The organism is Halogranum rubrum, from assembly GCF_900114455.1.
Taxonomy (GTDB): domain Archaea; phylum Halobacteriota; class Halobacteria; order Halobacteriales; family Haloferacaceae; genus Halogranum; species Halogranum rubrum.
In genome coordinates, this window is the sequence record NZ_FOTC01000001.1 from 357,207 (window position 1) to 378,945 (window position 21,739).

Below are 21,739 nucleotides of genomic sequence, written 5' to 3' on the forward strand. Positions count from 1 at the left end.
ATACTACGATTGAATCTCCTTCACACCGACATCCACATCGTCGGTCTTTGTCTTTATCGCATCACCGCTCTCCGCATCGAAGAGGTACAACGCGTCCTCGTCGAACGCGAACTGTACCGTTTCGCCGGCTTGCGGGCGCATCGAACTATCGACTCGGGCGGTCATGTCGATGTCACCCATCGTCAGATAGAGGAAGTTTTCGTTCCCCATTGGTTCGACGACGGTCACGTCGACGTTGTTTCCCCCCTCGGAGACGAGTCGCATATCCTCCGGGCGAATTCCCGCGCGGATACGGTCGTAGCCCTCGACGTAACTGGGGTTCTCTAGCGTGTAACTGAACCCACCTGGCCCGACGAGTGTGTCACCATTCACTTCGGCGGTGAATAGGTTGATGCTCGGACTGCCGATGAAGTTCGCGACGAACTCGTTGGTTGGCGACCGGTACACCTCCTCGGGTCTCCCGACCTGTTGGAGTCGGCCGTCGTTCATGACGGCGATGCGGTCACCCATCGCCATCGCTTCCGTCTGGTCGTGGGTGACGTAGACGGTGGTGACGCCGAGTTCGTGCTGGAGCTCCTGTAGCTCGGTCCGCATCTGCGCACGGAGCTTGGCGTCCAGATTCGAGAGCGGTTCGTCCATCAAGAACACCTCGGGTTCGCGGACGATCGCACGACCGAGTGCAACCCGCTGTTGCTGGCCGCCCGAGAGTTCCTTGGGCTTGTCACCGAGCAGATCAGAGATGCCGAGCATGGCGGCAGTCTCCTCGACGCGCCGGTCGATTTCCGCGGAGGTGAGCTTCGTCGATAACTTGAGCCCGAAGCCGATGTTGCTTCGGACGTCCATGTGCGGATACAGCGCGTAGTTCTGGAACACCATCGCGACGTCTCGTTCTCGGGCTCGGAGGTCGGTCACGTCGGTGTCCCCGAACTTCAGGGTCCCCGAGGTGACGTCTTCGAGACCGGCGATACAACGAAGCGTCGTCGTCTTCCCACAGCCGGAGGGGCCGACGAGGACGAGAAACTCCCCATCCTCGATTTGGAAGTCGACGTCTTCGACGGCGACGACAGCGTCACTGCCCTCACCGAACTCCTTTCGTAGTGTGTTGACGTTGATTCGTGCCATAATTACTCCTTGACGGACCCCGCGAGAATCCCGCTGACAAACTGCTTTTGCAGGAACAAGAACAGCAGGAAGATGGGGATAATCGACAGCGTTGCGGCGACCATGATCTGGTCGTAGTAGACGCGCTGTGCACCCACGAGTTGGTTGATTGCGACCGGAATCGTGTACTTGTCACCCTCAAGAATGACCAGCGGGAACAAAAAGAGGTTCCACTGGAACAGAAAGAGGATGATCGAGAGCGCCGCCAGCGACGACTTCATCGTCGGCAGCGCGATGCGGTAGTACAGTTGGAACTCCGTCGCTCCGTCCATCCGCGCCGACTCGAGCAGCGCGTCAGGCAGCGACTTCATGTTCTGCCGCATGAGAAAGATGCCGAGCGGATTCGCCGCCCACGGGAGGATAATCGCCCAGTAGGTGTTGGTCATCCCGAGTTGGCTCATGAGCAAGAACAGTGGGATGACGAGCAGTTGGATGGGCAACACCAGCGTCGCCAGGATGGTGTAGAAGATGGGCTCTTTGAACCGGAACTCGTATTTCGCGAACGCGAAGCCAGCCATCGAACAGATGACGAGCGAGAGCAGGGTGTAGACGACGGCGATGAAGACGCTGTTGGCGATGGCACCGAGGAACCCGAAGTCGGTGCCGAGCAACTCGTCGAACATCAGAAAGCCGATGTTCAGACGGTCTTGCAGCGCCGAAAAGTTCGCCCAGAACTCGCCGCCGGGGAAGAGCTGTGGGGCTGTCCCAGCGGTGAGAAACGCCTCTTCGGGGAGCGTCGATGCGATGACGATCCAGTAGAGCGGGACGATGGTAAGTACGATCATCACGAGGATGAACGTGTACGTGAGGAACTTCCAGACGCCCTCCCTGCGGTCGGCTTCACGCATCGTTCTCACCACCGAGGCGAATCTGGACGATAGACAGCACGCTCACGACGGCGATGAGGACGTAGGTGAGCGCGCTAGCGTAGCCGAGGTTGAAGTCGATGAACGCGGTCATGTAGATGTACTGGACGATAGTGATGGTACTCTCCAGCGGCGCGCCGCCGCCGTTGATGATGATGGGTTCGGCGAACAGTTTGAACGTGCCGATAGTCGAGGTGACGAAGACGAACAGGAGCACCGGTCGGAGCTGTGGAATCGTCACATACCGGAACTTCTCGATTCGGTTCGCTCCGTCGATTTCGGCGGCCTCGTACAGCTGTTGGGGGACGTTCTGCAAGCCGGCGAGTAGGATGATCATATTGTACCCGGTCCATCGCCAAGTCACCGCACCGACGATGGTCATCCGCGACCAGAAGTCACTGGAAAGCCATGGAATCGGTTGGAACCCGAGCGTCGTCAACACGAAGTTGACGAGACCAGTCTCCTGCATGAGGAGGAGAAAGACCGTCGAGTAGGCGACGAGGTTCGCTGACACCGGTAGGGCCAGCATCGTCCGGAAGAGTCCCTTGAAACGGACGAACGAGGCGTCCAATGCAACCGCGAGCAAGAGCGCGATGCCGACCATCAGCGGTACCTGCAAGAGCAGGATGAACACGGTGTTGAACATCGCTTGATGGAACATCGCATCCGAGAGGAGTCGCGTATAGTTCTCGAATCCGACGAACGCCAGTTGCATCTCGTTCAACTCAATGACGTGGAACCCGAGGTCGAGCCAAAAGACTGTCTCCTGTGTCACACCGTTGAACTTGAAAAACGACAGGTACAGCGTGAAGACGATGGGGAAGGCGAGAAACAGCCCGAACAGGACGAAGAACGGAGCGAGAAACACGTACGCAACCCGCCCGCTCGACGTTGAGGGGAGCGCCTTCGAGAGCGACTGCCGCCAGTACCGGAGGGTATCGGTGACAGTCGGACTCGTCTCGCGGTTCGAATCGTGTGTGGCCATGACGGAGACTCTATGCGACCTCGCGGTCGGTCCGGTCTGCGACTTGCTTGGCGGCCTTGTCGACCGCCTCTTTGGGCGTGTTCTTCCCGTTCATCATGTCGCGGAAGTGCTTGTTGACCGCCTTCGTGACCTCCGGCGTATCCGTGGTGAAGCGATATGGTTTGATCTTCGGGGCGATTTCGGCGAACATCCGCCCGGCTTTCTGCCCGCCGAGGAACTCGTTTTTCTTGTCGAATGCGTCGCTCTCGTAGGCGGACTTCAGTGCCGGGAAGATACCGTACTCGTTGTACATCTTCACCTGCATCTCCTTCTGTGCGAGGGTGAACTTCATGTAGTCCCACGCACGGCGAGCGACGGGATCCGACGTCTGCGCTGCGATGGTGAGATTCGAGCCACCCCAGTTGGTTGCACGCGACCCCCCGGACTCGATGGCTGGCGGTTTGATGACGCCCCACTTTCCAGCCGTATCACTAAGTTCTGCTTTGAGCGTTCCCTCCATCCACGCACCCGCCGTTAAACTCGCCGTGGTACCGTCGCCGAAGGCACTGAACCAGTTGCTCGACCACGAGGCGAGATCGTTGGCCACACCCGAGTCACGAATCTTCTTCAGGATGCGGGCGACCTGCAGACTTTTGTCGGAGTTGATGTTGACCGCGCCGTTCTCGGTGAACGGCTGGCCACCGATCTGCCGGTACATCATCCGCCAGAGGCCGTCGTAATCGTTCGGCGGGAGGTTCAGCAGGTACTGACCGTCAGGGAGCTTCTCCCCCTCCTCGATGAACTGGTCCCACGTCTCGATGCTCGAGGCGTCGATGTCGTGGTTCTCGTAGACGTCACGGCGGTAGAACGTCCCGACGGGGCCGATGTCCCACGGCAACGCGTACACCTTCCCGTCTTTGGTCAGCGGCTCCCACTTCCCCGAGACGAACTGATCTTTGATCTGTGCCTCGTCGAGCCACCCCGAGATATCTCGGAGTCCGTCGGTAGCGACCCACGCGGCGGCGTCAACTGACTCCATCATCGCCGCTCCGGGCGCACCGGACCCCGACAAGAGCGTCGATTTGAACTTGTCTTTCATATCAGAGCGGCCGATCTGCGTGATCGACACCTCGCCGCCGTTCTGCTCCATGTAAGGGTCATTCGTCAGGTCCATCGACTTCGCCGCGACGTCCCACCCCCACACCTCGATGCTGTCCGCCATGTTCGCGCCGTCGCCGGCAGTCGAACTTCCGTTCCCGGATCCGCCGTCGCCCTGCGTCGTCTCTCCCGCGCTCGGGTCTCCTGTTCCCGCACAACCGGCCAGTCCGGTCGCACCTGCGAGTCCAGCGTATTTCAGTATCTGTCGCCGTCGGAGTGATGTGGCATCCATACTCATAGCTCGTGATCTACACTGTACATTCGACAAACGATACTTATAGATAACGATTAAACGAGATGATGCAGAACGATACTGCGAGCGAGTGTAGTAAGAAATACCGGAGGTTACTCGACGGCTACGTCGTCGACTCGACACTCGACGACGGCGACGCCGAAGGGGTCGACGTCGACCGTGTCGTTCCGTTCTGTCTTCGATTCACCGACGTGACATGGAGTCCCCTGCGGGACGTCGAGCGTGACCGCGTCGCTCGTGAAGTTCGTCACCCAGACGTGGCCGTCGCGTTCGGCCACGCGGAGGCCGTCGGGAAGCACGTCGGTCGAGGTCACGCCTGCTGTCTGCAGTGCGTCGCCGACGATGGTGTTCGCGAGCTCCGCCTCGGGCCAGACGCCGACGTAGGTGACGGTCCCGCGCCGAGCCTCATTACGTATGATTGCGGGCTTCGCTTCGGTCACACCCGCCGTCGTGTGTTCGGCGACAACGTCGGCCTCATCGGGGTTGAGCCACTCGCTCCACGTTCGATAGTCATACGCATCACCGTCGTACATCAGCGAGAGGTCGACCGAAGCGGGGAAGCTCTCGTGTTGGTCCACCGTCGCACCGACGAGGTTCGAGAGGGCTCCGGGCTGTCGAGCATCGGGAAGCCGGTTGTACGAGTCTTTGTAGCCGGTGCGGGCACCGAGAAGCAGGTGTCCACCGTCGGAGACGTAGTCGCTCAGGTGGTCGGCTCGCTCCTCGCTCATGAGATGGAGCGTCGGGGCGACGACGAGCGCATAGTCTTCGAGGGACGTCTCGGGGTGGACGATGTCGACTTGGACCCCACGCGCACGGAGTGCTCGGTAGTACGTCCGGAGGTGTTCCCAGTAGTCGAAGTCGGGCGCGTGCGGTTGGCTGCTGATCGCCCACCAGTCGTGGTAGTCGTGGAGGAGCGCGACAGGTGCATCGACGTGGGCGACGTCGAGGCCGTCGAGTTCTGCCGCCGCCTGGGACGCGTCGTGATAGCCGCGGTCGGCCGAGCCATCGTGCTTCCGCAGTCCCGCGTGGTACTGTTCCTGTCCGCCGCGGCAGCGTCGCCACCGGAAGTACAGCACGGCGTCAGCGCCGTGAGCCGTCGCGTGGTGTGCCCATAGCCGCATCGCACCGTCCCCTGGTTGTGGACACGTCGGCGGCCAGTTGACGTCACCCGGTTGTTGCTCCATCACCCAAAACGGAGCGTCGTTCGTCCCGCGGTAGAGGTCGTGATTCATGCTTACCTGGTCGGGGTCACCCGCCCGCAGTTCGTCGAGCGTCGGGTCGTCTTCACGGCGGTCCTGGACGAACCCGGTCGGATAGGAATCCCACGTCACAAGATCGAGATCGTCGGCGACAGCGTGAGCGTCGAGCGTCTCGAAGTCCCCCATGAAGTTGTGCGCGACGAACCATTCGTCGTTGACCTCCCGAAGCAAGTTGGCGTGCAGACGATTGTAGTCGACGACGCTGTCGTTCGCAAACCGATAGTAATCCAGCAGCAACGAAGGGTGGTGGTCGGCGGGCGTCGGCTGCGGCGGATCGACAGCTTCGAAACTCGGGTACCGCTGGCTCCAGAACGTCGTCCCCCAGCGTTCGTTCAGCGTTTCGATAGTGTCGTACTTCTCTGCGAGCCAGTCGCTGAACGCGGCACTACAGTCTTCGCAGTAACACCGGACCGTCCGGTGACAACCGAACTCGTTGTCGGTTTGCCAGCCGACGACGTGCGGGTTGTCGCCGTAGCGCTCGGCCAGTCGCGAGACGATTCGGTCGGTCTCCTCTCGATACGCCGGCGAGTTGAAACAGTAGAAGCGTCGGCTCCCGAAGTGACGAGGCGTCCCGTCGATATCGGCTTGGAGAATCTCGGGACGCTCGTCGACCAGCCACTTCGGCGGCGTCGCGGTTGGCGTACAGAGTACAACTTTCAGGCCCTGTGCGCCGAGTACCTCGATGGCCTCGTCGAGCCAGTCGAACTCGAAGTGACCGCGTTCGGGTTCGAGGACTGCCCATGAGAACTCCGCGAGGCGAACGTATTCGATGCCTGCCTCGGCCATGTTCGTTGCGTCGGATTCCCACTGTTCGCGCGGCCAATGCTCCGGGAAGTAGCAGACTCCGATTGTCATTGTGTACCACCGTGGTTTCGGTATCAGGATAAAAGTCCTTCTCCATCGTTCCTGAAGTAACCGGCACCGTTATTACATACGGCATGGTGTTCGGAGCCATGCCAACGGTTGCCTTCATCGGAGCTGGAAGTATGGTCTTCGCGAGCAAACTCGTCGGCGACATTCTCTCGTTTCCGGCACTCGACGACAGCGAAATCCGGCTGATGGACATCGACGAATCTCGACTCGAACAGACGACACGCATCGCCGAGGCGATGGTCGAAAACGAGGGAGTCGACGCCACCATCGTCTCTACTCTCGACCGGCGCGAAGCGCTCGAAGGGGCGGATTACGTCCTCAACATGATCAACGTCGGTGGGACCGAACCGTTCGAAAACGAGATCCGAATCCCCGAACAGTACGGTGTCGAACAAGCGATTGGTGACACCATCGGACCGGGCGGCATCTTCCGTGGGCTACGGACGATTCCGACGATGCTGGACCTCGCCGCCGACATGGAAGAGTTGTGTCCGGACGCGCTTTTGATGAACTACACGAATCCGATGTCCATCATCTGTCAGGCGCTCTTTGAGGCGACCGACATCGAAACCGTCGGACTCTGTCACTCCGTGCCCCACACCGCCGAAGCCATCGCCGATTATCTCGATATCCCGCAGTCTGAACTGGACTACTGGGTCGCCGGTATCAACCACCTCGCCTGGTTTCTCGAACTGAAACGCGACGGCGAGTCTCTTTATCCAGCACTCCGCGACGCCGCCACCGACGAGAGTATCTACCGGAAGGACACGGTCCGATTCGAGTTATTCGAGCACTTCGGCGCGTTCGTGACCGAGTCGAGCCATCACGCAAGCGAGTACGTCCCCTACTTCCGAACCGACTCCGAGGTCATCGAGACGATGGAGGGTGAGGGATACGCCGAGCGGATGGCGACTGCGACCTATCTCGAGGGATGGAAGGCGCGTTCGGCCGAGCGCGACGACCCGAAACGCGACGTCGACCTCGAGACGGTCGGTGCGGAACGCTCTGAAGAGTACGCATCCCGTCTCATCCACGCCATCGAGACCGACACACCTCGGCGGTTGAACCTGAACGTGAGCAACGAGACGAGTGCCATCGAAAACCTCCCCGAAGACAGTTGCGTCGAAGTCCCGTGTCTCGTTGATGGCTCCGGCGTCCACCCCTGTTCGGTGGGGGAGCTACCGACCGAACTCGCGTCGCTCGACCAACAGCACGTCTCCGTCCACAAGTTAGTAGTCGAAGCGGTGCTCGAAGCAGATCGTGACGCCCTTCATCGAGCGGTGAAGCTCGACCCGCTGACGGCCGCTGCCTGTACGCTGGACGAAATCCACGAGATGACCGAAGCACTGCTCGAAGCGAACGAGGCACATCTCCCAGCACTATCCTGAGACCAGTATCCGAAATCGTTTTCTATCGGTGAACGAAAGCTTCTCTGTCGTCTTAACCTCCGTTTCTACCGACTTTAGTGAATACCCTCTATCCCCGTGTGTTAGTGAGACCGATACCCTCCCACCGATTGTGGAAACTACTCTCTGCGGAACCGGACACTAAGGACGGCAACCCCGACGACTTGCAACCTTTGTCCTGAAGGGGGCGGCTGACAGACGGTATCCGAACCGCCACAGAGCAGGATTGCCCGAAGAACCACCGTTCGCTACTCGTAACCGACCGACGAGTGGACTGAATTCCTCTCGTACCCGGGTCGTATTTCAAAGCAAAAGCTGTGAAACACTGATGTGGTTCCTGAGCCGATGTTACACCACCAAAACGTCTTTATTTGACAACGGTAACATGCACGCATGTTTGCTACTGGCGAACGATTGTGTTCGAGGTCTCATCGGGGTGTCGGCGTCCGATGAGTGACGAGTATCCGATCAAGGCTGTTCACACCTGTTTTCGCATCCTCACGGAGATTCACAACCGAGAGGGCGCAGGGGTCTCAGAGTTGGCTCGGTCGCTCGACCTCTCGAAGGCGGGAGTCCACAAGCACCTACAGACGCTCTCGCAGTTGGGATATCTCTCGCGTGACGGCGACGAGTATTGTATCGCGCTCGGTTTTCTTGGATTAGGGTTGACTGCACGCTCGCGCTTCCGCGTCTATCAAGTCAGCACCTCGCTGCTCCGAGACCTCGCCGAGACATCGGGATACGTTGCCTCGCTGAGCAGTCACCAAAACGGGAACGGTATCTGTGTCGCTCAGACGTGTGCAAACGACTCACTCACCTACCCGACCCGGGAGGGAGACCGAATCTCGCTTCACGCCACTGCGGCAGGTAAAGCGATGTTAGCGTATCGACCGGTCGAGGAAATTGAGCGCTATCTCACGGACGGTCTTGATCCAATTACTCCGAAGACCATCACAAACAGCGACGAGTTTCGTCGCGAACTTCAGTCTGCACGGGACCGGCGAGTTGTCTTCGACCGGGAGGAATCACGCGAGGGATGGCAAAGCGTCGCATCACCGATCACCGACTTGGACCAAGTTGCTATCGCTGCCGTGAGCGTCTCGGGTCCTGTCGATAAGTTGACTGGCAAACGGTTAGAGGAGGATATCACTGGTCTCGTCGTCAGCACAGCAAAATCTATCGAGAACCGACTATTGTGACATCTTTCGTTCGCTACTGGTGAACACCGATGACCATTACAGGAATACGGCTGTAACGCTCTAGAGAGACGAATCGTCGCGATTTGCGTCAGTTTCTCCACTGGGTCAGTGACCCACGAGTGAACTCGTGGGCTTCCTCCTTGCATCTCTGTGACAGATTGACCAGACATAATCACAGATGAGGTTGTAATAGTGCCTATCGTCGGTAACCGAGATATTGTTGCGCTCTCGTCACAAGTACAGAAATACTGACAGTAGGTTTATTTAGTATAGAAAGTTCCCAATCTAGTCTAAAAGTAGCAGAATTTTTGTAGCGACCTCTTCGATAGTCTGTCTAAGTGTTCTAATCAAATATGCACAGTAAAGCAAGGTGTCGTTAAGTTAGTTTAAACTTGAAACTAACGTAGTACAAGCAAAGTTTATGTCCAAAAGAATATCATAAATACAGGATCCCGCTTTTGAAATTATAATATTCGGGAGGGCCTCCAGACTCGGATACAAGTGTATTTGATTGCGGTTCCCATTCGAGAATCTCCCCTTCGGCACAAATCACGACGTTGTACACGTGACTCCCTGCAAAATTGTGTGCTATGCCAACCATGTTGCTCGCGGGAAACTCTCCTAACCCACCAGTTAAGAACATCCACCGAAGGCCAGTCGCATATTCGTCACAATCAAACCGTTCTTCGTGACCAGAGACAAGCAGAGGCTGATAGGTTTGTGCAAGCTGTAAAAATGCATCTTTTCGGAGTAAGTCGTATGTCTGATCGGGATAGTGGTGGAATATCCCCCGCGTTGGCTGTTTGTAAAAACGACTCCCATAGTACTTTTTGAGACGTTTCTGTACCCACGAGAGCGATCGTCGTGTAGGCTGATGTACAGTCTCACCTTGTGCTACACTTTCGGCATCTGACTGAGCGTAGTGTTCTTCAAAGGGGGAGGTGAGGTCTGGGTCCCGTGGGAGTCTAAAGAGGGTTCCACCAATCGGCGTTATTCCTACCCATTTCAAGAACGACCTTCGGTTTGGGTCCATCGGCTATGCCCTCAAGAGCACACCGACGAACAGTCCGAGTCCACGAATGACTGTCTCGCGAAGGAAATTAGCATACGCTCCGGAGAAAGTACAGTCATTAGTGTCATGCAACATAGAAGAGTTCTTGGACCCGACTCGAATTAGTTAAAAGCTAGATAACGCCGTTAATATCGGTCTTAACCCGGTTTAACGCTGGATTTGGATTGCCCGCTGAAATCGTCTCTTGTGATTAGTCTGCCAATTGTTTGAGTGGGGACAATCGAGCAAGCCGCCAACTCGCTGTGAGAGCACCAGCTAAACTCATACCGATACCAATCATTGCACCACCACCCAGTATGGGGATCGACACCTGCACGAGGTTCTCGAACCCAACGACTGAGAGTGCAATGTAGTTCAACGCTTTCACCAGTGGATAGGTCAGCCCTGCTCCAAGTACTCCAGCGATCGTGCCGTAGAAAAGTGACTGTACCACTGTGATTCCGACGAGTGTTGAAGTCTTACTCCCAGCTGCCTTCAGCGCAGCTAATTCACGGCGCTGGTGATAGACGATCGAGAGGGACATATTGACCGTCAGTGCAAGCCCAGCAAGAACAGCTAACAGTACGAGACTGGTTCCACTCGCGATGACTACGGCCTGTTGTTGGAGTGTTGCTTGAAGTTGTTCTCGATTCGTGCGGATCTCATAGCCCGGATACTGTTGTTCAAGCTCTGCTTTTACGGCTGTTGGATTTGCGGTTGCGTGCAGATCGATAGTGATCAATGTCGCTCGGTCGGAGCCTGTGGTCCCTGTGATCTCTTGGAGCTCACTCAGATGCATGATAACTGTCGGTGCACCCAAAAACTGTGAGAACGTTGAGGAGACACCGACAATGGTGAACTCGTTTTGTCGGGCACTGCTCAACGTGCCACCAACATAGAGTGTATCGCCAACACCGACATCGAAGCGGTCTGCAACGCGAGGGTCAATTACCAGTTCATGAGTCATCGGTCCCGAATAGTTTCCCCCTGCATAGTGAACATCGCCTTGTACGAACCCTGTGCCCTGTTCAATACTGACTGCACCGCGTCCATGCTGTGGAATACCCGTTCCGACGATTGTCTCAAATTCAGAAGTATTTGTACTCACATATACTGTTTGAAATGACAGTGGACTCGCTTGCTTGACGTCCTCACGTGCTTGGATTTCATCGGCAACGCGGTGTGAATCGACGACCGTGTTTTCGAACCCACCAACCGAGCTTGGATTCAACCGAACGGGCCCACCAGTCACCCACAGGTCGCGGCCGGATGCATCAAACTTCTCTTGGCCCGTTTGTACGACACCCACGCCAACACTGGCTAGGAGTGTACTTGCAAGGACTGCAAGCGTAATGCCCAAGATCGCGAGGATTGTTTGGGTCCGATCGTGACGAAGTTGCGCAAACGCAATCGCGACAATTGCGCGGAGTCGTGAGAGACCCCACATCACCCAAGCACCTCCGAAACGCTGGTCCGCTGGCTAACCAATATCGGATAGGGGGCTGCAATAAGTCCAATCAATAGTGCAACTAAGACGCCATAAAGAAGCAAGAAGGGGGAGAACGCCGCGACTGATTCGACGCCGAAATACTGCGTTGCAAACTGATTAAACAGGACCATCCCGAGTCCACCCAGTCCGACACCGACAATGCCCCCGACGAGTGAGACAGTAACCGTCTCTGTCAAGACGAGTACTGCCCGAGACCGACTCGAATACCCAATCGCCGCCAGTACCGCGAGTTCATTACGATCTGCCATTACCTCGAGACCCATCATCGTCCCAACAAAGAGGACGCCAACGACGATTGCGGTCACAAATGCAGTTAGTCCCACTGCCAGCGACAGATCCGATGTCGAGAGATCTGGGCTCGAGACTCCGCTTCGAGAGACAACTGTCGTACCGGGAACCAACTGTTCGAGATGCGGTTTGAGACGTGCATCATCGGTACTCACGAGGATTTGATCGGCGAGGTCGGCGTCCGTCCCACCTGCAACAGCTTGCAGCTCGCTGAGATGCAACACTACTACTGGAATCGGTCCTGCTCCAGACGAAAGGTCAGCTTGGCTGACGTTGAGTGCCTGCAATTCTCGAGTCGTCCCTCCGCTTCGAATCGTCAACTCGTCATTGCGTGAGACACCCAAGAGCTCTGCGGCGGCATCACTCAATATCGCCTCTCCTGTCCACTGGCCATTGTACGAGCCGTTTGCATAGTAGGGATCACCAGGTGTCATCCCACGGAGCGGAAGCCCAGCAATTGAGTTTGACTCGTGTTGTGGAATCACGCCAATTGCCAATACGTATTCCTCAGTCCCTGTTGCTTTGTTCTGTAGGTTAACGACTCGTAGTTGGACTGGGGTTGCAAACTCAATTCGTTCATCGGTCTGGAGTTGAGCTGCAGTGCTGTGAACATCGCCGAGTTGGGCACCACCAACAGCGAGCGCTGCTGTGGATTTCCCGTTGTCATCAGGAACGATCCAGTAATCGACATCGTCACTCTGGACCGTTCCTTGAGTGGCTAATCCGAGTGCCACGCCCGAGACTGTCGTCATGAGCATGACTGCGAGTGCGACACCGGCTGCGCTGAGAAGTACCCGTGTCGAGGCGGTGATGGTCAGTCTGCCTAGGACACGGCGGATTCCCAGCTGAATAACCGCCGTGAATCGTCGTCCACTACGCATCTGCGATCAACTTTCCGTCCTGAAGGCGAATGACGCGATCCGTCCGTGCGAGCGCTCGCTCATCGTGAGATGCCATGATAACGGCGTGGTCGGTCGAGAGTTCTTCGAACAGATCGAGAATGGAACCGCCTGTCGCTGTATCCAATTCACCGGTTGGTTCGTCCGCAATGAGGAGATCTGGCTCGGTTGCGAGTGCTCGTGCGATGGCTACTCGCTGTTGCTCTCCACCACTCAATTCGCTTGGTTTGTGTGTGATGCGGTCGTCAAGCCCAACAGTGGTGAGTAGAGTGGTTGCGCGCTCTCTCCGCTTTCGCTTACTCCAGCCTCGCTCAACGAGCGGAATGGCCACATTTGCCCGCGCAGAGAGTGCAGACAGGAGATAGAAATGTTGGAAGATGATTCCAATCGTTTCGAGACGAAGCCGTGTTCGTTGCTTTGCAGAAAGCGTCGTCACGTCTGTTCCGTCAATCGAAAGCAACCCACGTGTGGGCGTGTCGAGACCAGCCACGAGGTGGAGCAATGTCGATTTCCCACTGCCGCTTGGACCAGCGATACCGACGAACTCACCGCGGTCAATAGCTAGTGAAACGTCGTCGAGGGCCGTGACTGTCTGCGTAGCCTTTCGCTGTCTTAACACCGACTTCTTTCCACGAGTATATTGGCGTGTTACATTCTGACAGGAGACGAGTGGCTGAGGGGATGCGGTCGAATCTGAGCGTTTCTCGGCCACCCTGGAGGGCGTGTTCGTTTTCATGACTACGTGCTACTAATGTAGACGCTTTCTTGCACCTACATATAATCCCGGCCTCCATATCTATTGACAAGAGACGAATATGATAGCAAAATGCCACAGCGAGTCTCTCAGCTAGAGAACCGTCAAGCAGAGCGTCCTCTCTATTTCGATTGAGAGTCAAAGAAGATCGGAAAGAAATAGCCGGGAATCAGCGCTTACTGCAGTCGATCTTGCAGATCGTCGCGGAAGTAGAAGATGCTGAGACCAACTGCAAGCAGGGCAAGTACGAGAAGCACGGGGACGGCGATTGTCCCGATGCCACCATCATTCCCACCTGGTGTCTCTGGCGACTCCTCAGGTGATCCTTGGTTGTCGCCTGGCTGCTCATCTGGATCTTGGTTGTCGTTTCCGTCACCCTGCTGGGACACTTCGATTGTTCCGGCGTCGTTCCCGTTGATCGCCAGTTCGTACGTACCAGCTTCAGAGAAGGACACATCGAACGAGACTATAACTGATTCACCAGCATCAAGTTCGACGCTCTCTTCGCGGACCATCTCGCCGTTACTCGTTAGCGTCACGGTGTGGAAACCGGATGCGCTCCCGTCGTTACTAACCGACGCTTCAACGACTATTTGTTCACCAATTGAAGCGGATTCAGCATTAACCGAGATGTCGCCTAACTTGAAGTTTGGTTGGCCAGCCTGTGCCTTTCCGACTGCGAAGTACGAGAAGCCAGGCGTGTCGGCTTTGTACTTCTCGCCGTTCACATGTGTCGTTTCTAACGTTTGCCACTCACCATCGTGGAAGCGGTACATTGTCACCTCATCACGCGAGGCATCGATCCGTTGGCGCGTTTCGTCACTGAGTGTGAATCGGAACGTTCCACCCGACACAGAACTGTCGTCAAAGCCACTCAACTGCACGTCGTAGAATGCAGCGGTCGAGAAGCTCGGAGCTGGAATGTTACTCGGACGGTCGGCGAGTGGCACGACCTGCACGTTGACGTCTTTAAGCGTCTTGTTTGCCGTGAAGTCGAATTGCTGGAGTGCGACACCATTGACAGTGACGGTGCTGTCGAAGCTCTTGCGGACGGTCTGTCCGGCGTCAACTTGTTTGATATTGAGGATGTAGCGACCGTCTTTCACATCCGTGTCGACGTTGTTGACTGGGCCGGCACCGCCGCCGCCGCCGCCGCCACCGCCGCCACCACCGCCGCCACCGCCGCCACCGCCGCCGGCGTTACCGTCGTCAGTATCTGCTTCTGCAATGGTCACCTTTCCAGTGTTTGTCGAGATCTCGTCGGTACTCTCTCCAGTTGCGTAGTGGACGTAGCGATAGGACCCAAGAGACCAATTCTCAAGTGTTTCAACCGTAATCTCAGTTGTTCCGTCCTCTGAGGTGACCGTCGTCACGGACGCATCAATCGTACTTGAGTCGGTTGCTTCTGTCTCTGGTTTGTCGGTACCGACTTCATCAGCGAGAAGTCCAATGACGTCTTCTAGCTGGGATGAGCCACTGAAGCGGCCGTCATCGAACTCTTCGGCATCTGAAACCGAATCCGGGATGTTCGCGACGCCGTTGACACGTTCTAAGGAATGTTCAACTGTGATCTGATCCGAAGAGATACTCCGGTCAATCTCTCCTTCAACGACGATGTTGAACTCCTGTGATTGGAGTTGCCCCTCGCGGTAGAGCACGACCGTGTGGTTCACTTCGCCCTCGAGGTCAGTCTCAACCTCAAAAGTGAAGGAATCACCAGGCTGTCCTTTCTTCTCTACGTTAACTTGGGAGGGTGCCTGTTGGACGACAGTAGCGTCCATGCCAATTACGCGAGTAGGTCCATCGACGACGAGGTCTCCCTCAGAGGTAGTGACGTCATTGGAGTTGTCGCTCTGAACGAGAAAGAACACATAGTTGCCAGATTCACTCGGTGTGTAGCTGATTTCACTATTTTCTCCGTTGTCATCCAGCGAAATCGTGTCCGCAATCTCGAAATAAGCGTCGTCGTTCGAATCTTCACTGACCAAATCCGATAACTCTGTCATTTTCATGTTGCCGAATCCCATTCCACTGGTTGCTTCTGGATTGAGACGAGCAACAAGCAGCTCAGCATCAGAGTTGCTGAATGCTTCTGTTCCCGCTCCAGTTCGGGTCTCGTATGAAAGTTGGATCGGCTCCCCTGCTGTATGAACACCCATAGCCCGCTTGTTAAGCGGAACCTCTCCGGTGTTCTCTGATAGCAAGTTCGCGTTGACCGATGGACCGACAATTGAGGTCGCTGCATTGCTATTTTGCACTCGGAGTGGGAGGACTGATCGCTTCCAGACTTTAACGTCTGATGACGTCTCGAAGAAATCATCATCATCCATTGCCTGCGGTACCGCTGAACTCTCTCCAGAAGAGAGTATGCTCCCGCTCACGGGAGCAGCCGTTGATAAGAGTAGTACAACAACTAGTGTTGCCACCCCTATCTGTTTGGAGCGTTGATGTGTCACATTCAGATATCCACAAGCGAGACAAATAATTGTTCCGAGGGTTCAGTGGCTCATAATTACTGCGTGCCTCCTGTATTTCCTCCTTGGGATCCACTAGAAACGACCGACCATCGCAAGCAACCGGTCGGTGCAGATTCGATGAACATACTTGGCTTCCTTCATTGTCTATGGATATGTTTCTCTGTGCGAACTGTGACAAGAATTATTTACCTCCCATTTGCTCACTTAGACATGGGACATCACCCCGCTCGTTCTCGCCTCGCACTTGTGGTCGCACTAGTACTGCTCTGTAGCACCCTTTCGTTTGGTGTCGCTGCACAGTCACAGTACTCACTCACGGTAGATGGTGGAATCGATACTCCAGATAAGACGGTCACTGTCGAAGGACAGTCGTTCGACGTCTCTGAGACGGTGAGAGTCGAACCTGGCGACGAGATTGCTGTAGAGACGTCTGGACCGACTGACAAACAGTACCGTGTCAATCTACTAAACAAGAAAAACCAGATTGCCGCGTACAACAACACGCTCTCCGGTGAAGAGTCGTTCTCCTTCGAGACAGAAGGGTTGACCCCGGGTTCGTACGTCGTCGCAGTCTACGGTGCTGATGGCAACTACAAGATGATTCAGCCGGTCGTAGTCTCTGGGTACGACGTGAGCACTGACGTCGATAACACGGTTGAAGAAGATTCAGAATCGACGATTACTGTCGACGTCGAGCCAAAGCAAAACGCACCAGAGCTTGAGTCGGTCAAGGTCATGGTCTCCAACGACGATGACGACATCCGGACGCTGACTGCATCGGAAACCGACGATGGAACGTACACCGCGACGACGACGTTCGAGACGTCCGGTGAATTCGATGTCTTCGCTACTGTTCGCGGCACGGATACGTTCAACGGAGAGAAGGAAATCCTTGGAATCAGTGACGTGCAGTCAATCACTGTGGACGATGATTCGTCGGACTCTTCTGGCTCCGATGATTCATCCGGCGACTCCAACACCGAAACGCCGACGATGACCACGACAGCGACGATGACGGCGACGCAGCCCGCAGAAACGACCGAACCCTCCGACGCGTCACCGACTGACTCACCCGAAACGACTGAGAGCGCTCAGACACCCGCACCGACGACAACGAATACGACGAGCCCGCTTCACGCCGTTCAGCTGCTCCTGTTCGTCCTCGTCGTTGTCGGGTCGGTGTACCAACTCCGGAACCAGTAACGTCTCTTCGTTCATCGCTTCGTTTTTCGCGAATGTAAGCACTCAGCTATGGCCTTCCCACGCGTATCTTTGGTACAATGATGCCTTGGGGTCATGCTGCGGTCGGATACCTCTGCTTCACAATACTGTCTCGGCTGCGCTACCGGCGCTCCCCAACGGGAGCAGAAGTCGTCGCACTCGGCCTTGGCACACAGTTTCCGGACATCATCGACAAGCCGTTAGCGGCGATTGGTGTCCTTTCCTACGGACGTTCACTTGCACACTCACTACTCTCAATGGCGCTGTTGTTCACGGTGCTCTTCGTTTTGCTTCGTGGGTCTGACAATAGCCGTCTCCTGTTCCCGTTTGCAGTTGGAAACGTCTCACACGCGTTTGCCGATATTGGTGGTTCGCTACTCCAAGGGCAGCATTTCGGGACGACGTTTCTCGTGTGGCCGTTTTACTTCGAGACACCAGCGTATACTGTTCCAGCGTACTTCCAAAACGAGTACGTCCTCTTTGTATTCACGAACCAGAACGCACAATGGGGGCTCGCGCTCGTAGTCGCCCTACTCTGGCTGTTGGAAAGTGGTCCGCGTATCGGCCGAGAACTCCGCCTCAAACGGGTGGCGAAGCGGTAAGGTCGAGATGCGCACGCCTCTGTTATGATAGAGAGTCAAGCACATACCTCCGTCTTTAGGCGGAGGTCAAGCGACACTTAACTTCGTTTGTGACCACAATCTATTTGCTGTGGCGTAGTGTACCACAGTGTACTACTAAATCGGTGAGATGCCGTCCCCGAATCACAAGGGGTAGTTGACCATCGGTGGTTGACACGGCGATGACACGGATTCAGACGGGGCGTCTTTGACCGCGCCACAGCCCTATACAAGGGATTCAAAACGACAGTTCCCCCCGTATGTTGCGGGTTCCCTTTGAGTGCGGGTTGGAACCGAAGGACGACGGCTGTTCGAATCCTATGGTAGGATTTCACGGTCTTTAGGCCGTGGAGGAGGTCAAGTCGTTCTAGGCTACGAGCCACGCGCGGTGACGTTGACCCAGAGATGGACTTCACGATACGAGTTGTTCACCGTCGGGTCAGCTGGTGCGTCTCCCTTGTACAGTAGGTATGTCAGCCGGAGACGTTCGCCCGTCAGTTGTGGCGTGACATTGTGCTTTCGCTGCCAAGTCTCGTTTGCACCGAGCCGTGTTTGAAACTGTCGTAGCTCCTGTTGCTCAAGTACCTCTGTCGAGTTATTCTGTACTTGCACACGATGGAGCTCAGTAACGACGGTATAGTTGACAGCTTCGTGTTCGTGATTCCCGATACCGACGTAGAGCTGTTTGCTCTCACCTTGTGTGAACTCGGTTGGATAGTTGTCGGCAACGCGTTCGCCGTCGTCGGATTCGGTCAGCAGATACAACTCGGAGAACGATTCACCGTCTTTCGGAACCGTAGTCGCATAGCCAACACTTCCAGCAGCGAGTAACAAACTCACTACGAGAACAACGTTGAGAACACCGTCTGTCTTCGACTGTGGCTCAAACAGCTCTCGCTTCCCAGCACCGATCCATGTGCGATACGGGACACTGAAGCGGTCCGCTGTCGGGACGCGTTGGCGCCGCGATGAGGCAACTGCTGCTGCGATGACAGTGAACCCACCAACCGAAGCCACGATTGGAAGCGTCCGAATGCCCCACGGCGTGAAATTGAGGATGAGCCCGATGAGGGGAACGATCGCGATACTCGTCCCAAACGAGAGTGCCACACGTTCTAAGCCATCTATACCACCACGAGACTCGACTGCACTAATCTCTTCTTCGGAGAGAGATTCCCCGGGCTCTGCAGCAATGGCGACGTTTTCGTCCGGCTCCTCACCTGCCTCTGGGAAGAGCGCAGCGATGAATGCATAGCCAGGAAGGAAGAGCACAAACGGGAGACCGATGATCACACGAAGGACCGAATCGTTGACGCCTGGAATGAAGACAGCACCTATTGTAAGGAGGACAAAAGCGATGACCGCTGCGAGATCTGCTGGGAGATGGCGAACGGCTGGTGGCAAGAGGAGCTGCCACGTCCCGCGGTCAGTCATATAAATCCGAAACAAGTCCCGAGTGAAAAAGGAGTCGATTGAGACTATCTTTTTTCGAGGAGAGAACCTCGCCGTTCACCTACAGTTACGAACTGCGGTTCAGGGCGCTAAAGTCTCGTCCTTCAGTCGTCGTCACTCGACGAGCGTGTTTCTGACTCGAGAACGGTCGATGAGAGCGAAACCGCTTCGGATGCCTCATCAGGCGAGGGCGCGTCTCGACCGTACGTTGCGCGTTCGTATCGTTCGACGAACTCCCGTAGCGTGGTTGTATGCTCTCCAATCTGTGCTTGATACGCGCGATACAGTTCCCAGTGCGTCGCCGCCGAACTCAATCCGAGCGGTGCTGCAAACCGAGCTCGAAGTGCTTCATACGCCGCCTCGATTGCGGTTTTTGTCTCACCACTCGCAACTCGTGTCTGTGCGAGTTCGAGCAGTGACTGATCCGCTTCCAGTGTGCTATCCGGTTGGTCTGGTGTTGTCGCGAACGTATCTTCCGTGTCCGTTGGCTGTGTTGGCTCTGCTGTAGTACGGCGAAGATAGAGAAGCCCACCGCCAGCGAGGAGCAACACCACAGCCAGCCCCCCACCGATCCAGTACAGCACAGACGAATCGTCTCCCGGGAAGAACGTGTTGGCCACATCTCCATTGCCGGCGGTTGTGACAGTAACGAGGGTCTTGGCTCGAGTACTCGCTAGATTCGTTCTCTCACCAGTGTAGACCGCGGTAATCTGCACTGCAGTGGCCTCGCCAGAGAGTTGCTGTTTCGGAATCTGGAGCTGTGTGCGATAGCGACCTTCGGAGGCTGTTGTCGTCGTCCCAACGAGGGTGCCATCAACCACGAACTCGAGTTCGTGGCCGCTGAGCGGACGGCCATCTGCTGTTTGGAATTGCCCAGCGACAGTCACCGATCGACTCGAACTGTTGTTGGCGTCGACGGTAAGCGACGTCGGCGTCTCTTCGATCTGTATCGGTGTCGTTGCCGGCGTCGCAGTCACTGCTCTGTCTTGCCCGCTCAGCCGGACACGTAGTTCTTGAGAGCCGGCCGAAACATTTGCCGGGAGTGTCGTCTCGACTTGGAAGCCACCCTCAGACGTTGTTCGTGTCGTCGCAATCGGCGTCGAACCAACGGACACTATCAGTGGGGCGTCTGCGACGGCCACATCGTCGACGGCGACGCTCCCCGTGACGGTTAGTTCATCGCCGTATGCAACCGCTGTGGGCGACTCCGTGACTTGGAGTGTTGCGTCTGTTTGACTGACGGAGACGTCGACTGTCTCGTTCGCTCCGAGATAGATCGACGAGGCTTCCGGAACGTAGCGGACAGTGACGTTCTCTGTCGAGAGAGGGAGAACTGTTGGTCGGTAGGTAAGCGAGAACTCGCCGTCAGCGTCCGTCGTCGTTGTGACGTTGCGTCCGGCTGTCTCGAGCCGAATCGTCTGGTCGGCAAGCGCAGACCCGTCTTCGGTCGTCAACTGCCCACTTACCTGCAACGGCTCTCGAAACGAGATCGTCGATGGCTCGGCGTCGACGGCCAACGTTGTGGGCGTGAACTCTTCTTCGAGAACCGATTGCTCCTGTGTAGAGATGTTCTGTTGAATTTCGTCGACCGATTCTTGGGCGTCGGTAAAGTCCGCCCCTGTCTGATTCGAGAGCGCCGTATACGACTCGTTGAGCTGTGTCGATTGGCGATTCGACCGCTGAGCAAGGGTATTGAGCTCACGGGCCAGTTCGCGAGCTCGCTGTTCGTTGCCGTTTTGTTTGGCCTCTTGATACTCGTCGTACGTTTGACGGAAGTTCTGGACAGTGTCCGTATACCCTTGCTGGGTCTCTTGGGTCTCTTCGAATCGATCGGCCGTTCGCTCGTTGCCCGTGTCGCCGGCGACGTCGATGTACTTCTCCAGATTCTTCGAATAGTCGTCGCCGACAAGCTGCCGTGCTTGTTCGTATTCGCCTTGATTTAATTGGATGCTGCTGTCTCCCAGTCGCTCTGCGAGGATGCGTGCGAGATAGGACTCGACGGCGTCGAGATTGCCGTCTTGGTTCGCTGAATCCGGGTTTTCGTGTTGAACGGTCGAATTGTTCTGTTGTTGGTAGACTCCGGATTCGAGTGCAGTGGGCGCAGACGATGAAAGTGAGAGTGACGATGACGACCCCAGTGCGGCGGCAGGTGGTGCGCACAGCGAGATGAATACTACCGCTGTGAGTATCACCACCCGCCAGTTGGAGTTAGACCACGGGGTCACACCACAACGATATCGAGGAGTGCATAAAGATACTTTCGTCTCCAACAGAGAGAAATTCGAACGAATTTACGACTATCGCAACCGAAAGATATGCGCAAGCTTC

General features: G+C 56.2%; 15 protein-coding genes. 4 read left to right on the forward strand and 11 right to left on the reverse strand.

The annotated features are described in order from the left end of the window. Positions 1-3 precede the first annotated feature (3 nt). The 5 genes from BM083_RS01805 to BM083_RS01825 form a co-directional block, all read right to left on the reverse strand. Positions 4-1,122 (reverse strand): ABC transporter ATP-binding protein, encoded by a 1,119-nt coding sequence (locus BM083_RS01805; RefSeq protein ID WP_089864967.1) that lies wholly within the window; start codon positions 1,120-1,122, stop codon positions 4-6. 2 nt (positions 1,123-1,124) lie between these two features. Next, positions 1,125-2,009: a carbohydrate ABC transporter permease gene (locus BM083_RS01810; RefSeq protein WP_089864970.1), complete on the reverse strand. Its 885-nt coding sequence runs from the start codon at positions 2,007-2,009 to the stop codon at positions 1,125-1,127. Beyond that, the gene (locus BM083_RS01815) at positions 2,002-3,012 is read right to left on the reverse strand and encodes a carbohydrate ABC transporter permease (protein WP_089864974.1); all 1,011 of its coding nucleotides are present in this window, start codon (positions 3,010-3,012) and stop codon (positions 2,002-2,004) included. Before BM083_RS01815 ends, BM083_RS01810 begins: the two co-directional genes overlap by 8 nt. Before the next feature lie 10 nt (positions 3,013-3,022). Then, the gene (locus tag BM083_RS01820) at positions 3,023-4,381 is read right to left on the reverse strand and encodes an ABC transporter substrate-binding protein (protein WP_089868289.1); all 1,359 of its coding nucleotides are present in this window, start codon (positions 4,379-4,381) and stop codon (positions 3,023-3,025) included. 113 nt (positions 4,382-4,494) lie between these two features. Continuing rightward, positions 4,495-6,516, reverse strand: coding sequence for a beta-galactosidase (locus BM083_RS01825; RefSeq protein WP_089864977.1), 2,022 nt, complete (start codon positions 6,514-6,516; stop codon positions 4,495-4,497). 98 nt (positions 6,517-6,614) lie between these two features. Here BM083_RS01825 and melA point away from each other — a divergent pair, with 98 nt between their 5' ends. Both melA and BM083_RS01835 read left to right on the forward strand, forming a co-directional pair. Then, a complete protein-coding gene (melA, locus tag BM083_RS01830; protein WP_089868291.1) occupies positions 6,615-7,922 on the forward strand; it encodes an alpha-galactosidase in 1,308 nt (435 codons plus the stop codon). Between the two features lie 467 nt (positions 7,923-8,389). Next, positions 8,390-9,139, forward strand: coding sequence for an IclR family transcriptional regulator (locus tag BM083_RS01835; protein WP_089864980.1), 750 nt, complete (start codon positions 8,390-8,392; stop codon positions 9,137-9,139). Between the two features lie 1,262 nt (positions 9,140-10,401). Here BM083_RS01835 and BM083_RS01840 read toward each other — a convergent pair. From BM083_RS01840 to BM083_RS01855, 4 genes are all read right to left on the reverse strand, one after another. After that, the gene (locus tag BM083_RS01840; protein WP_089864983.1) at positions 10,402-11,637 is read right to left on the reverse strand and encodes an ABC transporter permease; all 1,236 of its coding nucleotides are present in this window, start codon (positions 11,635-11,637) and stop codon (positions 10,402-10,404) included. After that, positions 11,637-12,746, reverse strand: coding sequence for an ABC transporter permease (locus BM083_RS01845; RefSeq protein ID WP_245756819.1), 1,110 nt, complete (start codon positions 12,744-12,746; stop codon positions 11,637-11,639). The genes BM083_RS01840 and BM083_RS01845 overlap by 1 nt, the downstream gene beginning before the upstream one ends. 115 nt (positions 12,747-12,861) lie before the next feature. Continuing rightward, a complete protein-coding gene (locus BM083_RS01850; RefSeq protein ID WP_089864988.1) occupies positions 12,862-13,623 on the reverse strand; it encodes an ABC transporter ATP-binding protein in 762 nt (253 codons plus the stop codon). Between the two features lie 194 nt (positions 13,624-13,817). Then, positions 13,818-16,097, reverse strand: coding sequence for a PGF-pre-PGF domain-containing protein (locus tag BM083_RS01855; RefSeq protein WP_143085650.1), 2,280 nt, complete (start codon positions 16,095-16,097; stop codon positions 13,818-13,820). Between the two features lie 138 nt (positions 16,098-16,235). Between BM083_RS01855 and BM083_RS01860 the strand changes: the two genes are divergently transcribed. Both BM083_RS01860 and BM083_RS01865 read left to right on the forward strand, forming a co-directional pair. Further along, positions 16,236-17,321 carry a hypothetical protein gene (locus BM083_RS01860; protein ID WP_143085651.1) on the forward strand — a complete coding sequence of 362 codons (1,086 nt, stop codon included), beginning with the start codon at positions 16,236-16,238 and terminating at the stop codon, positions 17,319-17,321. A 77-nt stretch (positions 17,322-17,398) separates the two neighbouring features. Continuing rightward, entirely contained in the window at positions 17,399-17,941 is a 543-nt protein-coding gene (locus tag BM083_RS01865; RefSeq protein ID WP_089864998.1) for a metal-dependent hydrolase, read from the forward strand. A 390-nt stretch (positions 17,942-18,331) separates the two neighbouring features. On the opposite strand, the gene BM083_RS01870 is transcribed toward BM083_RS01865, so the two are convergent. Then, on the reverse strand, positions 18,332-19,393 hold the full coding sequence (locus tag BM083_RS01870) for a DUF1616 domain-containing protein (RefSeq protein WP_089865001.1): 1,062 nt from the start codon (positions 19,391-19,393) through the stop codon (positions 18,332-18,334). A 122-nt stretch (positions 19,394-19,515) separates the two neighbouring features. Continuing rightward, positions 19,516-21,636, reverse strand: coding sequence for a hypothetical protein (locus BM083_RS01875; protein WP_143085652.1), 2,121 nt, complete (start codon positions 21,634-21,636; stop codon positions 19,516-19,518). Positions 21,637-21,739 lie beyond the last annotated feature (103 nt).

Coding starts and splice junctions, on each gene's coding strand:
- BM083_RS01805 (WP_089864967.1), bottom strand. CDS start 1,122: ATGGCACGAATCAACGTCAACACACTACGAAAGGAGTTCGGTGAGGGC.
- BM083_RS01810 (WP_089864970.1), bottom strand. CDS start 2,009: ATGCGTGAAGCCGACCGCAGGGAGGGCGTCTGGAAGTTCCTCACGTAC.
- BM083_RS01815 (WP_089864974.1), bottom strand. CDS start 3,012: ATGGCCACACACGATTCGAACCGCGAGACGAGTCCGACTGTCACCGAT.
- BM083_RS01820 (WP_089868289.1), bottom strand. CDS start 4,381: ATGGATGCCACATCACTCCGACGGCGACAGATACTGAAATACGCTGGA.
- BM083_RS01825 (WP_089864977.1), bottom strand. CDS start 6,516: ATGACAATCGGAGTCTGCTACTTCCCGGAGCATTGGCCGCGCGAACAG.
- melA (WP_089868291.1), top strand. CDS start 6,615: ATGCCAACGGTTGCCTTCATCGGAGCTGGAAGTATGGTCTTCGCGAGC.
- BM083_RS01835 (WP_089864980.1), top strand. CDS start 8,390: ATGAGTGACGAGTATCCGATCAAGGCTGTTCACACCTGTTTTCGCATC.
- BM083_RS01840 (WP_089864983.1), bottom strand. CDS start 11,637: ATGTGGGGTCTCTCACGACTCCGCGCAATTGTCGCGATTGCGTTTGCG.
- BM083_RS01845 (WP_245756819.1), bottom strand. CDS start 12,746: ATGCTCATGACGACAGTCTCGGGCGTGGCACTCGGATTAGCCACTCAA.
- BM083_RS01850 (WP_089864988.1), bottom strand. CDS start 13,623: ATGAAAACGAACACGCCCTCCAGGGTGGCCGAGAAACGCTCAGATTCG.
- BM083_RS01860 (WP_143085651.1), top strand. CDS start 16,236: ATGAACATACTTGGCTTCCTTCATTGTCTATGGATATGTTTCTCTGTG.
- BM083_RS01865 (WP_089864998.1), top strand. CDS start 17,399: ATGATGCCTTGGGGTCATGCTGCGGTCGGATACCTCTGCTTCACAATA.
- BM083_RS01870 (WP_089865001.1), bottom strand. CDS start 19,393: ATGACTGACCGCGGGACGTGGCAGCTCCTCTTGCCACCAGCCGTTCGC.